This is a genomic window from Campylobacter sp. BCW_6463 (assembly GCF_001762785.1).
Taxonomy (GTDB): domain Bacteria; phylum Campylobacterota; class Campylobacteria; order Campylobacterales; family Campylobacteraceae; genus Campylobacter_D; species Campylobacter_D jejuni.
In genome coordinates, this window is sequence record NZ_MJXL01000071.1 from 42,981 (window position 1) to 57,521 (window position 14,541).

At 30.0% G+C, this 14,541-nt stretch carries 14 protein-coding genes; all 14 read left to right on the plus strand.

All coding sequences use genetic code 11. The features are described from left to right. Positions 1–38: 38 nt before the first annotated feature. Positions 39–5,738: a hypothetical protein gene (locus AJ884_RS07985; RefSeq protein ID WP_070210011.1), complete on the plus strand. Its 5,700-nt coding sequence runs from the start codon at positions 39–41 to the stop codon at positions 5,736–5,738. A 12-nt stretch (positions 5,739–5,750) separates the two neighbouring features. Then, positions 5,751–6,620, plus strand: coding sequence for a hypothetical protein (locus AJ884_RS07990; RefSeq protein ID WP_002788286.1), 870 nt, complete (start codon positions 5,751–5,753; stop codon positions 6,618–6,620). Between the two features lie 85 nt (positions 6,621–6,705). Next, positions 6,706–7,263 carry an HK97 family phage prohead protease gene (locus tag AJ884_RS07995; protein ID WP_002788287.1) on the plus strand — a complete coding sequence of 186 codons (558 nt, stop codon included), beginning with the start codon at positions 6,706–6,708 and terminating at the stop codon, positions 7,261–7,263. A 16-nt stretch (positions 7,264–7,279) separates the two neighbouring features. Continuing rightward, positions 7,280–8,446 (plus strand): phage major capsid protein, encoded by a 1,167-nt coding sequence (locus AJ884_RS08000; RefSeq protein ID WP_002788288.1) that lies wholly within the window; start codon positions 7,280–7,282, stop codon positions 8,444–8,446. Between the two features lie 10 nt (positions 8,447–8,456). After that, entirely contained in the window at positions 8,457–8,708 is a 252-nt protein-coding gene (locus tag AJ884_RS08005) for a hypothetical protein (protein ID WP_070286606.1), read from the plus strand. Further along, the gene (locus AJ884_RS08010; RefSeq protein ID WP_044778997.1) at positions 8,705–9,142 is read left to right on the plus strand and encodes a phage gp6-like head-tail connector protein; all 438 of its coding nucleotides are present in this window, start codon (positions 8,705–8,707) and stop codon (positions 9,140–9,142) included. The genes AJ884_RS08005 and AJ884_RS08010 overlap by 4 nt, the downstream gene beginning before the upstream one ends. Positions 9,143–9,154: 12 nt before the next feature. Further along, positions 9,155–9,472 carry a head-tail adaptor protein gene (locus AJ884_RS08015; RefSeq protein ID WP_002788295.1) on the plus strand — a complete coding sequence of 106 codons (318 nt, stop codon included), beginning with the start codon at positions 9,155–9,157 and terminating at the stop codon, positions 9,470–9,472. After that, complete coding sequence (locus AJ884_RS08020; RefSeq protein WP_052775429.1) at positions 9,469–10,101, plus strand: hypothetical protein; 633 nt, start codon at positions 9,469–9,471, stop codon at positions 10,099–10,101. The genes AJ884_RS08015 and AJ884_RS08020 overlap by 4 nt, the downstream gene beginning before the upstream one ends. After that, positions 10,094–11,746 carry a coiled-coil domain-containing protein gene (locus AJ884_RS10160; RefSeq protein ID WP_261660590.1) on the plus strand — a complete coding sequence of 551 codons (1,653 nt, stop codon included), beginning with the start codon at positions 10,094–10,096 and terminating at the stop codon, positions 11,744–11,746. The genes AJ884_RS08020 and AJ884_RS10160 overlap by 8 nt, the downstream gene beginning before the upstream one ends. Beyond that, positions 11,743–12,249 (plus strand): DUF4376 domain-containing protein, encoded by a 507-nt coding sequence (locus AJ884_RS08035; RefSeq protein ID WP_070286607.1) that lies wholly within the window; start codon positions 11,743–11,745, stop codon positions 12,247–12,249. The genes AJ884_RS10160 and AJ884_RS08035 overlap by 4 nt, the downstream gene beginning before the upstream one ends. After that, the gene (locus tag AJ884_RS08040; RefSeq protein WP_002869963.1) at positions 12,246–12,629 is read left to right on the plus strand and encodes a hypothetical protein; all 384 of its coding nucleotides are present in this window, start codon (positions 12,246–12,248) and stop codon (positions 12,627–12,629) included. Before AJ884_RS08035 ends, AJ884_RS08040 begins: the two co-directional genes overlap by 4 nt. Continuing rightward, a complete protein-coding gene (locus AJ884_RS08045) occupies positions 12,622–12,996 on the plus strand; it encodes a DUF1353 domain-containing protein (protein WP_070286608.1) in 375 nt (124 codons plus the stop codon). The genes AJ884_RS08040 and AJ884_RS08045 overlap by 8 nt, the downstream gene beginning before the upstream one ends. Next, entirely contained in the window at positions 12,993–14,282 is a 1,290-nt protein-coding gene (locus tag AJ884_RS10165) for a hypothetical protein (protein WP_251819432.1), read from the plus strand. The genes AJ884_RS08045 and AJ884_RS10165 overlap by 4 nt, the downstream gene beginning before the upstream one ends. A 13-nt stretch (positions 14,283–14,295) precedes the next feature. Further along, positions 14,296–14,541, plus strand: a 246-nt coding sequence (locus AJ884_RS10170; RefSeq protein WP_261660591.1) for a DUF5675 family protein, incomplete at its 3' end; no start/stop codon positions are given.

Sequence of the window (14,541 nt, forward strand, 5' to 3'; positions counted from 1 at the left end):
ATCTTAAATTCTACTCAAAAAAACTAAAAGGAACATAAATGGCTAAAAATGTTAAAATCGGCGTTAGCGTAGATACAAATAGCGGTGTAGCGAGTATTGGAGGTTTAAATAAAAGTTTTAATCAATTAGGAAATGCTACACAAACAACAAATAAATACATAAAAGATATAGAAAAAAGCTTTTTAGGACTTTCAAAAAGCGTAATTGACATGAACGCCCATTTAACACAAGCTTATCAGGGTTATAAAACTTTAGCACTTGATATAAAAAATTTTGGTAGCTCTTTTATAGAAGCAAGTAAAAGTTTTGAGACTGCAAAAACTCAACTTGCTTTTATAACAGCCACCACGCATTCAAATATTGATACCACAGGAAAAGCCATATCACAACTTGAAAAATGGAAAGCCGCTACAAAAAGCAGTGAAAAAACCTTTAAAGATTTTAATGATTTGCATACTAAAACAGGCTATTCTTTGCAGGATTTATCAAGTATGTTTCAATCTTTTGCCTCCACAGCTTTAAATAATATGAGCTTTGATGAAGCTAAAAAAGCTTTTGAAAGTATTATGATAGCAACCTCAAATACTTCCATGAGTGCTAATCAACTTTCAATTACTATGGATAGTTTAGGAGCTGGGGCATTTAGCGCAAGTGGAGATTTAAGAAGATTTGCTGAAAGTTTAGGTATTACAAATGATGCTATGAGCGAAGCAAAGAAAAATGGTAAGCTTTTTGATTTATTTATAGAAAAAACCAAAGAGTTAACAAAATATACAGACTACACAACGCAAACCTATGAAAAGCAAATGCAAAAATTTGAAGCTAATATGCAAATGTTACAAGCTGAAATTTCAAAACCTATTTTTGATACTCTTAAAAGCTCGCTTATAGATATAAACACTTATATTAAAGATAATGAAAAAGAAATTAAAGCGGGCATTAAAGCTATTACCGAATTTGCTACTTCTTTTAAAGATTTGGCTATTGGTGCAGGACTTGCTTATGTAGCTTTTAAAAGTTTTAATTCTTTTAAGAATTCATCTTTTTTTACAAGTCTTAGTAATGGTATTAAGAATGTTAAAAAAGATTATGATGATTTAATAATAAAACAAAAAGAAATGAAAGAACTTGTTATAAATCAAAGGAATTTAAAATTTCAAGCACAAAGCTTTAAAGATGCTATCAAAGATTTAGAAAGATTGCAAAGCCTTATGCCACAAAAAGCAAAAGAGGTTAGCAATTTAGCTCCTTTTTATTCTACAAGCCAAAAAACAATGATAAGTGCTGAAAAAATGCTACTCCAACAAGAAGCCCTTAAAAATATAAGAAATTTAGAAGAAGAGATTAAGAAAAATGAAACTTTAATTAATGAAAGTATCTTAAAAAGAAATCCTTTGTTAAGCACCATAAAAGGCACTATGAGTAATTTAGCAAATTCTGCTTTAAATTTTACAAAGGCTTTAGCTCCAACTGCTGGGCTTATAGCTTTGATGACTTTTATAGAAAAGCTTTATACGAATTGGGATAATTTTGACAAAGCTTTAGAAAAAACATCAAAAAGAAAGCTAGAAAACAAAAGTTCAAAAGAACTAGATGAGTATGTTAAAAATCTTAAAAGTCAAATGGATGCCTTAGAAGCAAATGGAAGTGTTTTGGGAGCTCAAATCACATCAAAATTAGATTTTTGGTATATAAAAGAAGGTGTAGAAAGTGTTTTAAAAGGCACTGATTATATGTTTGAAAGTGTTACCGGAAAACAGCTAAAAATGAATAAAGAAGCTAGAAAAGCTTACGAACAAATACAGGCAAATTTAAAACTAGCCGAAGAAGCCGCCAAAAAAGCAAAGGAGCAAGAATTTAAACTAGAAGCTATTGATAATCTCCCTGCTAGTGTTAGCAAAGCCATGGAAAGTTTGAAAGCTTTAAGGATACCGCAAAGCACAGAAGAACAAGCCGAAAATTTAAGAAAACAATATGAGCTTATCAGCGAAACCATACAACAAATCACGAATAATGCAAATTGGAATAAAGACTTAGCAAAATTAGAGCAATATAACGCTTTAGTAGCTCAAAGAACGCATTATGAAGAATATATAAATAAACAAGAAGAGCAAAGATTAAAAAAAGAAAAAGAAATCGCCAATCAAAAACTGGCAGAACGCATCAAAGAACAAAATGAAGCCTTAAAAGAAATTTCACAAATAGGCATGAGTGAATACGATAAAAAATTAAGCCAAATTAATGAAAAATTAAAAGCATGGAAAAAGTTAGGCATTGATAAAAACAAATTAAAACAAGCAGAAGAAAGCCTTAAAATTAATCTTGATCTAGAAAGTGCAAATAAAGACTTTGAAGATACTAAAAATTTAATGATTGAATTTTATGAAAGTATAGAAAATAAGCAGGAAGCTTGGGCATTAAAAGAAATTGAGCTAAGAGACAAATACAGCAAATTATTAAGTGAAAATCTCATCAAAGAAGAAGATTTTAAAAAGATGATAAAAGCCAATAAAGACGCTTATTTTCAAATGGGCAAAGACAGTAAAAAAGCCATGAGCGAAGTAGAAAAAAACTATAATCAAATGATAGCAAATATGCAAAAAACGATAGAAAGTAGCTTTTTTGATGTTATAAATGGGAAAATAAAAACCTTAAAAGATTTGTTTAAAGATTTAGGAAAAACCATTTTACAAGATTTTTTAAGTCCTTATATTTCATCACTTAGTGGCTTTTTATCTAAGGCAGGAGCTGGAGTATTGAGCGGTTTAATGCCTAATTTTGCTTTTGGTAATGTGAATTCACACTCGCAAACAAATGCTTTTAGCTCAGTTGTTGAATTTGCTAAAAATCAAGGTTTAAATTTAAATAGTGATGGCAAATATCAAGGTGTGGTTAATGGTGTTGAGGTAGTCATGGATAAAACAGGCACCATAGAAAAAGGAAATAATGCTTTTAATAATGTGAGTAATATTATAGAGGGTGCAAGTAAATTAGATGGCATTATGAGTGGCGAATGGATAGATAAAGCGGGCGCCACTTATGATAAAGTTATGAATTGGTTTGGCAGTAGTCAAAATGCAGGAAGTGAAATAAGTTTTAGTGATGCTTTAAATGCGGATGGTTTTAGTGATTTTTTAAGTTCAAGTTCTGATATTAGCACTACTATTGAAAATTCAAGCACAAATATTATAGATAGTATAGGCAATGGCTTTAATTCTTTATTTGATAATTTACAAGGTTATATCAATTCAATAGGCACTTTTGGCAGTAATCTTTTAGCTAATGGTTCAGCTTATTTGGCAAATTTTTTAGGACTTGGTGCAAGCTTTACAAACGGTGCTTCTTTGGCGGGTATGGGATTAAGTGGTGCAAGTAATGCTTTATCTCTTGGTTTTGGTGGGGGCTTGGGCTATATAGGTGGCACTTTAGCTAATGCAGCAATGGGCGGACTTCTAGGTTATGGCATAGGAAGCTTAGGTGATTGGCTTTTTAAGGCTGATACTCACGCAGGAACAGGTGGTGCGATAGGTGGTGCATTAGGTAGTATTATAATGCCTGGCATTGGAACTATAGTAGGTGGGCTTTTAGGATCAGTCATTGGCGGTATTTTTGGAAAAACCAAAGTAACAGGAAGCGGCTTACAACTTTGGGAAAATATAAATTTTAGTGATTTTTTTACAAATTCTAATTTGCAAGGTTATGTAGACTATCAAAAGAAAGGATGGTTTAGTAAAAAAAGCTGGACAGAGTATAATAATTTAAGTGATAAAAAAATCAAAGAAATCAATCGTGTTTTAGAAAACCAATACGCAACACTTGTAAAATTAAATGCCAATTTAGATAAGTTTGAATTAGTAGCTGGAAAATACGCTAATAATTCTTTATTTGATACGGCTTTGCCTACTGCACTTTTAAAAAGCTTTTTAAATATCGATGATAAAAGCGAAATCGATGCACAAATTGTAGCAATACAAGAAAAGGCAAAAGCAAATAATATAAGCTATGCCCAGCAACTTTCTAATCAATTTGGTACTTTTATGCAAATGCAAACTAGCATTTTAAATCAAATTTATAAAAATGATCCAACAAAACAAGCAAAACTAGCTTATGATGATACTATGTATGCTTTAAAAACTGCGATGAGAAATGCCACAGGTGGATTTAGTCTTTTTGGATTAAGTGAAGAAAGCTTTAAAGACTTAGGACAACTTAGCGCCGAAGCACTTAATAAAGCTTTCAATGAGAGCTTAAGACAAGATTTTAGCCCTGAGAATTTAGAAATTTGGCAACAATTAACACAAGCTTATACGCAAGCACAAGAACAAGTTAAAAATCTTTTAAATTCTATCATACAAAAAACACAAGAACTTATGCAAATCAATCAAAGCTTTTTAAGTGCTAATGGTATTTCAAGTAGTATTTTTGAAGTTAATCATCTAATGAATTCTTACGCAACCTTAATGAGCGGTTTAAAAGATGATTTAAATGATAGCGAAAAAGAAATGCTAAAGGATATTTTTAGTGCTAATGATAAGCTTTTAAGTTTAGGTTATGAGGGTTTAAATGAATTTTTAAGCACGGGTAATACTGAACTTAGAAAACAGCTTGTAGATATCATTACACAATTTAAACAAATAAGCGACAAACAAGGTGGTTTAATCTTTTCAAGCGAACATTTAAACAAACTCGCTGAGGTAGAAAAGCTTATTAATGCGTATGAGAATAAAGATGAAAACAAAGAAGCAGAACAAGTAAGGTTAAATGAAAATAATAAACTTTTAAGTAAATTAAATAGCGAACTTGGTATTTTAAGTTCTTTGGGTTCTTTTAGCACTAATTTAATCAATCAAAGCATAGCTACAAGCGAGAGCGTGGCGCTAAACTACGATAAAATTTTAAAACAAGCTAAAAATGATTTTAAAAATGGCAATCTTACAAGTTCAAGCTTTAGTGCCTTACAAAACGCTGCAACGCAAAAAGCAAACGAGATCAAAAATCAAGCTTCAAGCTTTGCAGAGTATCAACTACAAATGCTTAAAATGGCAAATGAAATGAAAGATTTAGGTGGTGAGGCAGATTTAAATTCAATACAAGATAAAATAGAAGCCATTACAGAAGAAAATAAAAAATTACAAGAAAAGTTAGATCAAACTTTAAAAGACACTTCTAATATGACTTTAGAAGAGTTAAAAGAGTATAAAAAAACTCTCATTGCGCAAAGTGAAGCAGAAATTGCAAAAATGATCGAGTATTTAGGCGAAGAAAGCCCTATGGCTAAATATTTACAAGAAACGATTAAATCTATAAAAGATGGCGCCTCTCTTACAGAAACAACGCTTAAAAATTTAGAATATGCACTTTTGCAATATCAAAATAATCAGGCAAATATAGATAAAGATTTAAATAATGAGATTAAAAATCCTTACAAAAAAATGAAAGCTTTTGCAGATGGCGGGATAGTTACACGCCCTACAAATGCTTTAATTGGAGAGAATGGTTATCCTGAGGCTGTAATTCCTTTAAAAAATGGCAAAGGTTTAAAAATCGATGCAAGTGGAGTTTTTGAAAAAATAGGCATCGCTTTTGAAAAAGCTATTAATAAAGGTTTTAATTCTTTTGAAGAAAAACTAGACTTAATCGCTTCAAAAATTGACAATGTAGATAAAAGTGTAAAAAGAGCAAATATGGATTTAAGCATTTTAACTAAACAAACTAGAGAAATTGCAGAAAATATTTAATAAGGAAAGAAGATGACTATAATTAAACCTTTAGAATTTGAAGTTTTACAAAATTTAGCTAAAAAAGATGAAACGCCTTTATGGGATAAGGAAGTAAGTTATAAAAATAATGAAAAAGTGCAATTTAAAGGTTTTGTTTGGGTAAGCGCAAGTGATGAAGATACGCATGAAGAACCTGATGTGTATTTTGATAAATGGGTTAAATTTGCACCCATCAATGAAAATGCTTTTTTTGATGATGAATTAAATACTCAAACAAAATGTGATAAAGCTTGGAGTGTAAAATTGAAAGTAGATGGGGTATTTGATACTTTAGCATTTTTAAATTTAGATGTTTCAAAAATAAAGATAGAAACATTAGATGGCAAAATCATTTATGAAAAATCAATGTATTATAAAAAATCTCGCACTTGGTGGGAATATTTTTTTAGCAAATTTAAAGTCAATAAAGAAGATTTTGTGTTTTTACCTTATCCTATTAACTCAGAAATTTTAATAAGTTTTGAGCCTGCTAAAATAGGGTGTAATGTAGGACATATTTTAATAGGAAAAAAAGAATTTGCAGGTGTTACAATCTATCCTGCAAATAGCACTTATATAAATTACTCAAAAACTTCAACAAATGAATGGGGAGTAACAAATGTAGTAACTGGTAAGAAAGCAAAATACTTAGAATTTATAGTTGCTGTAGAAAAAAAAGACTTTGATTATTATGATGATTTAATAGCAGGACTTTATAATACTAAAGCCTTATTTATAGGAGATGAAAGCGAATTGGGCTTTAAAAAATTAACTACTTTTGGAATTTTAAAAGATTATTCTGCACCTTTAGAGGATCAAGATTATATGCAATATAAACTAAATATTCAAGGTTTGATTTAAAAAATAAAAAATATCTTCTAACACGCACTTTAACGCCTTAAAAATTTTCTAAAATCCTTATAAAACTTCAAAAAAGGATTTTAAAATGAGTTTTAAAAACATAAGAGCAGATACCGCAAGACTTAGAAGCGTTAGCGAAGAAAATATGTCTTTAAGCTTTGTCATGGTTTCAAATTCTAATGCTTGTTTGCGTTTTGATTGGGAGCTTGGGGACTATATAGAAGAGCTTGATGTAAAAGGTGCGAGATTTGAAAATCTTAAAACTCTTTTTAAAGATCATAAACCAAGCGTAGATAATGCTATCGCAAGAATTGAAAATATAAGAATTGAAAATAATGAGTTAGTTTGTGATTGTATCTTTGCCAAAGACGAAAAAAGCTTAGATATCTTTAAAAAATATCAAGATGGAATTTTAAGCGATGTGTCAATTGGTTATAGAGTTTTAAAGCAAGTTGTAGATAAAAAAAGTTCGCCTAAAAGGGTTCTAGTTACAGAGTTTGAAATTTTTGAACTCAGCGCTGTTTGGAAAGGTGCGGATAAAAACGCTAAAAAACGCTTTGAAGAAGATGAAGAAAAAAAGAAAATCAAAGCCTTAAGTGAAGCTAGAGAGCGAGAACTTAAACTTTTAGAAATATCAATTTAAACAAGGAGAAAAAACAATGCAAAAATTAAGACAAGAAATAGGAAATTTACACGAACAAATGGTGGCTTTATCAAATAAGGCTAAAAACGAGCAAAGAAGCTTTAGTGCTGAAGAAAACACAAAATACGAAGCTTTAATGCAAGATTTTGAAAGTAAAAGAAAAGAACTCTCAAGAGCTGAAGCAGAGCTAGAAAGAGAAAAATATTTAAATGAGGTTGTAAGCCCTGTTTTAGGACAAAATCCTAAAGGAGAGGATGAAGATTTAAATGAAGAAAATCATATGCGTTCTTTTGTGAATTATTTAAGAAATGGAAGTATTGACAATATTTTAAAAAGAAATGTTTTAAATGAAAGCACAGCAGAGCAAGGTGGGATTTTAGTCCCTACAACTTTGCAAAGTAAAATAAGAGAAAAATTAAATGATCTTAGTGTTATTAGAAAGATTGCTACAGTGCAAAAAAGCTCTAGCAATCAAATTATACCTGTTTTTGATGAGATGGGGGAATTTTCTTGGCTTGGCGAACAGGAAAGCTTTACTGAAGTTAGTGCTAAATTTAGTTCTTTAAGTATAGGTGCACATAAGCTTGGCGGTATTATTAAAATCAGCGAAGAACTCTTGAGTGACAACATTGCAAATCTTGAAAGTTTTATAGTGCGAAAAGCCGCTGAAAAGATTTCAAAAACAGAAGAATTAAGTTTTATTAATGGAGATGGAAATAAAAAACCAACAGGACTTAAAAATGCTAAAAAAGCGTTTACACTTGCTTCAAATCAAGGTATTACAAGCAATGATATCATAGATGCTTTTTTCAGTTTAGACAGTGCTTATCGTAAAAATGCCACTTGGCTTGTAGGAGATGAGTTTATGAAAGCTATTTATAAACTTACAGATAATGATAATCGCCCATTGTGGCTACCTGCTTTAAGTGCTAATGGCTATGACACAATTTTAGGTAAAAAGGTAGTTTATTGTTCTGGTGTTGATGGTTTTGGTGCAAGCAAAGTCCCTGCATTTTTTGGAGATTTTAGTTTTTATGAAATTTGGGATAGATCAAGTATGAGTTTTACAAGACTTAATGAGCTTTACTCTCAAAATGATTTAATAGGTATTAAAGTGCGTTTAAGACTTGATGCAAAGCTTATGGATAATTCGGCAGTTTGTAAAATTGTATGCCCTGCTTAAAGGATGGAAGATGAAAAAAGTAGTTTTCAAGTGTTGTTTAAGCGGTAATATTTTTTATAAAAAAGGTGATGAGGTTTTACTTAAAGATAGTGAAGCCTTAAGGCTCTTAGAAAAAGGCATTGTGGAAATCGTGGAACAAGAAGAACAAAAACAAAATACTGATGAAAAATCAAATACAGATAAAAAGCCACAAGAAGATCAAGAAATGCAAGAAAAGCCACAAAAACAAAACGAAAAAGAAGATAAAAAAGGTAAAAAATGAGATTAAAGGCATTAAAAGATAGCAAAAAAGAACTCATAGATATTCAAGAATTAAGAGACTTTTTAAGAATTGATAGCGATGTTTTTGATGCAAATTTAAAACAATTTTTAAAAGCTGGAATGAATGAATTTGAAACAAGAACCAATCGCATTTTAGCTTTAAATGATTATGAAGTTGAATTTTTTAATGAAAGGGTGATTTTAGCTCCTTTTAATGCTTTAAAAAATGCAAATTTTAAAGCCGAGTTTAAAACAAATGGTGGTGTGCTTTATGCAATAGGTTGTGGGAATATGATTGTAAATTTAGGTTTTGAAGAATTGCCACAAGACATAAAATTGTGGCTTAAAAATTATGTTTTAATGGCTTTTGATGGTGCGAGTATGCCTAAAATTTCAAGTGCTTTAATCACTCGCTACAAAATAGCTTATTTTTAAAAGGCAATGGCAATGAAAGCAAATGGATTTAAGCATAGAGTTAAAATTTACAAAAAAGAACAAAGCAAAAATGAGTTTTTAGAAAGCGATTTTACGCAAGATTTACTTTTTAAAGAAGTTTATGCAAGTTGTAAAAATCTAAGTGCGGATGTTAAAGAGTTAAATAGTGGCTTATCTTTAGTCGCTACGCATGAATTTGAGCTTAGATTTTTAGAGCTTGATTTTTCTTATTTTCTAGTTTTTAGAGATGAAAAATATGAGATTGTAAGCTTGGAAGATGAAAGCCAAAACAAGAAATTTTTAAAAATAAAAGCAAGGAAATTTCAATGAATAAAATATCTTTCATTAATACTTTACCTAAAGCACCTGATATGGCTAATCCTGTTGATTTTGACAAGGATGCTAATAACTTTGTTAATGCGCTTGTTCCTTTTTCAAAAGAGATTAATGATTTTATTAAAGATATAAATATATTAAGTGCTTCCTTGATAGAGCTAAACTCTAATATGATCTCTTATACTAATTTGGCTTTAGAGCAAATTGACAGTAAAACAAATATAAATATCTTAAAAATAGAAAATTTTTGCAAAGATTTTCAAAATGTTTTAGAGCAAAAAGCTAAAGAAAGATTAAAAGAATTTACCGATGAATGCCTAACCATAGTTGAAAACAAAGGCTATGAGATGATAGAAAGATTAAATGACAATGGCGTTGGAGCTGATTATATCGCCATTTCTCAATCTCTGGCTCATAGCTTAAGCTTAGAACGCTTTATTATGGAAAGAGGTTTTATTAAACTAAGAAAAGAAGAAGCCCTAAATTTAGATGATGTGAATTTGAGTTTAGAAGAACAAAGAAGAGATATAAACCTTGCTCAAAAAGCTTTAGAAAATATTACAAACATACTCTCTTCACAAAACGAAATTAATTTAACTTTAAAAGGAGAAAACAATGCTTGATAACTCAAAAATAAGAAGCACAGAGCTTTATGCTACGCTAAGTCAAGCTACTAAGGATGTTACAGCCATAAGAGAGTGGCTTTATGCTTCAAAAGATAGGATTGATGAGCACATTTTAGAAAATTTAAATGCTTTTGATGAAAAAGTAAAAGAAGCTTTACAAAACTATGAAAACTTAAGCGATGAAAAACTTAATATGCTAAAAGAACTTTATAAAAAAGTGGTTTATCCTTTTGATTATGTAAGTGATGAAGAACCTACAATGCCCAATGTGAATGAAACTTGGTTTAAAACTGATGAGGCTAAAATCTTTAAATTTATTAAAAATCCACAAATCACTTTCTTACAAAAAGAAAGACCTAAAGAAAGAAAAATTAATGATATTTGGTTTAAGCCTATGGATGATGTTAATTTACAAGTAGGCGAATTTTATCTTTGTGAAAAAGTGTTAAAGAATGAAGCTTGGATAAACCCATCCTTGCCTGAGAATTTAGAACCTGCATTTAATCAAGAAGAAGCTCCACAAAATGCAACGCTTGGCGATATTTGGAAAAAAGGGGATGAATATTTTGTTTATATTAAAACCACAAGTGGCAATTCTTGGACTAGCCCTGAAAACCCAAGCGAATATACACCTACTTATGAAAGCGAAGAAGAACCAAGTGAGGCAAAACTTGGCGAAATTTGGAAAAAAGGAAATGAGTATTTAATCTATGCAAGAGTGACTAACGATACAGCTTGGATTTTAAAGTCTGATCTAGGGCTTGATGCTTTTATTTGGTTTAATGATATGAATAATATTTCTTATAAATTAGATTTCATAATGGAATTAATTGATTATACCATTTCTCAAAATAATCAAAGAAAAGAAAGTATTATAAATGCTACTAAAGAAATTGATAAACTTAATGCTGATATTAAAGATTTAAAAGAACAAATTTCACAAAAGCAAGAACAAGAAGAAGACGCAACGCAATTAGAAGAGCTAAAAGAACAAAAACAAAACGAACTTGTGCAAAAACAAAACGAACTTGAAAATTTGACAAAAAACCATCTTTTAGTCAATCGTGGTTTTTTAGATAATATAGTTAAACAATTAGATGTTAGAAATGAAATTAAAAATTACCTTTTAAAAAATGATTTTAATCAAGAAATAGCTAAATATATTACTTTAGCTACTAATCAAACCATTACAGGAGCTAAAGACTTTACCAAACTACCTACAAGCTCGACAAAAGCTACAAAAGATAATGAACTTGTAAATTTAGCGACTTTAAAAGAACAAGTGTCTTTGCTCGATGGTAGTGGGCTTTCTTTGAAAAATGCAGAACTTTTAGCATTGATAGGTTTTGGTGTTTATCTTGATGGAGATCCTTTAACTAAGGCTCATGATATGAGAAGCAGAGTCAATTATACAAATACAACAGGGCTTACAATTCCTGTTACTATACATACTATACTATTGAGGGTGGAAGCAGATGTAGATGTGATTGTAAACAATAAAAAAATTACTACACTTAGACCAAATTCTCAAATTACATTAATATTAAAACCTAATGATATTTACTCAATTTTTACTTTAGCTAACCCAACAAATGTGTTGGTAGAAGCACGTCTTTTAAATCTTAATAGGAGCCATATATGAAATATTTTATAGACAAAAACGATAATAATCAAATTTATGCTTATGAGGATGAAGTGAGCGATGAGCAAATTAAAACAGGTTTAACGCCTATTAGCGAAGAAGAGCTTAATGCTTTAACAAGTCCTCCTAAAAGCGAAGAAGAGCTTTTAAACGAGGCAAAAGAGTTAAAAATCAACGAGATTAATACAAAAAAAGAAAATATTCTAAATGGTGGATTTTCTTTTAAAGGTAAAATCTATCAAAGTTCTAATGAAGATCAGTTAAGAATTAATGGAGCAGTAACCAATGCTCTTGTTAATCCTAATTTAATTCCTTATATTGATTGGATTGCGCTTGATAATTCAACTACAAGATTTAGCGTAGATGAGTTTAAACTCTTTGCAAGTAGCATGGCTTATTTCGTACAAGAAACTATTTTTAAAGCAAGTGCTTTAAAAGAAAAAGCTAGAAATGCACAAAGCAAAGAAGAGCTTGATTTAATTGCATGGGAGAGTGAAAAATGAGTACTGAAAATATAATAAAAGAAGGTGCTATACTCGGTTCTTTAAGTGGATCTGCATTATTAGGATTGATGGTTTTTGTCTTAGCTGGGATTGCATGGCATTTATATAAAACTTTACATAAAGAAGCTGGAGAAAGAACAAAAGAACTTATAAGTGAAACCAAAAATACTAATGTTCTTATTAGAGAACAAATTGCAGTATCCAGAGCAAGTAGCGATAGTTTGGTTAAATTTATAGAAACACATTGCTCAAAAACCAATGACAAGCTAGAAGCTATAGAAACAGATCTTATGAGAATGGATGAAAGACTTGTTAAGCTTACTCAAATAAGAAATGATGAATTAAGAAGTATTTTTAAAAAAAAGGAAAACAATGACTAAAACAGAATTAAAAAGGGTTTGTGTAAAACCTTATGATAAAGATAGATTTGAAGTGATACAAGATTATGAGTTTATTTTACCAAATTACAAAGGAGTTGTACCACAAGGCTTTAAAACTGATGGAGCGAGTATTCCACGCCTTTTTTGGTCTTTGTTTCCACCTTTTAAAAGTGAGTATTTTAGTGCTTGTGTAGTGCATGATTTTTTATGTGAAAAAGCAAAATCAAGAAAAGATTACAAACTTGCTGATCTTGTTTTAAAAGAAGCAATGCAAGCTTTAGAAATAAATAAATTTAAGATTTTTGTTTTTTATTGCTCTTGTAATTTATTTCATGAAATCAAATGTTTAATAAAGGGGATAAGATGAGCGTGGATTTAAGAGAAATTGCCATAAAAACAGAAGAAATCAATAAAGATTTTAGTGAAGCTTTAGAAATTTTAAAAGAACTTTTTAAAAATGGAGTAAAACCAAGCGATGAAAGTATTAAAAATGCTATAAATGAAGTTTTAACAAGTTTTAACTTTATAAAACAAAGTGAATTAAAAGAAAAACTAGAAGCCTTGCTAGAAGAGCTTGACATCAATGCAAATATCAATGAAGAGAGTTTAAAAGAAGTTGTATTAAAAGTTGTTTTAGAAAATCAAGAAAGTTTAAAAGGTGATAAAGGAGATCCTTTTACTTATGAAGATTTTACAGAAGAACAGCTTGAAAATTTAAAAGGGCAAGATGGAGCTAAAGGAGCTGATGGTAAAAGTGCTTATGAACTTTGGCTTGAAAATGAAGAAAACACGGGAAAAAGTCAAGATGAATTTTTAGCAAGTTTAAAAGGTGATAAAGGCGAAGATGGTGATAAAATTAGCGATGAAAAATTAAGGCAAACCTTAGAAGAAGTTTCTAAACCCTTGCTTGAAGAAAGTTTTCATCAAGTAGGAAATACCATAAATAACACTTTAAGTATTGTTTCAAATGCTTTAGAAAAAAATGCTTTGCTTTGCAATATCACAAACACACCTCCACCAGAACAAACACAAACAAATAATGGTTATAAAAAAGGATTTATTTGGATAGACAATTCAAAAACTCCAAACGATATTTATGTAAGTGATTTTACCTCGTGGATTAAAGTAGAGCTTAGCAAAGAACCAGAAGTAAATAGACTTAGATTAACAGTACAAACAGCCTATCGTGGTGGATCTGTTTGCTTAAGTGATGTTAGATTAATAAAGGAAGATAAAACTGCTATTTATGCTAAAAATATTCAAATAGACAAAGAAAATAAATCAGCCACAGGCTTATATGATATAGATGGAAAAGAATATGAAGTAAGAATAAGTTCTACAATCAATGCTGACTATGGCGATTACGATTTAATTACGGGTGGTTATATTTGTGGAACAAACTTAGCGGTTTCAACACCTTATGAATATATTTTAGATTTTGATAAACCTTTACCAAAAAATATCATCGGTATTGCTGCAAGACCAACAGGTTATTCTCAAAATTTTTCAAGTTATTTAAATATTGAAGCCTATGCTTCTTCTATAGGAAAACCTTTATTTAGCTTAAATTTTACAAATTCATATTATAGCGATGCAATAGCAAGAGATTATACTTTAAATATTAGAGATGGAAGTGAGATAACTTTAAATTAAAAAAGGAGAAAAAATGAAAATAACAATTAATAGAAGATACATAGGTAAAACTTGTGTTATTGGTAAATTTAAGGTTTTAAGTGATGAAGAAGAAATTCTTTTTGAATGTTTTTCTTTAGAGGAAGATAAAGAGGGTTTAGAAAGTGGTAAAGATTTAAGAATACCTGAAGGAAATTATAATTTAAAAAGACATAGCCCTTCACGATTTGAAAATACTTTAAGAAGTATTACAAAAAAAGATGATGATACAATGATAAAT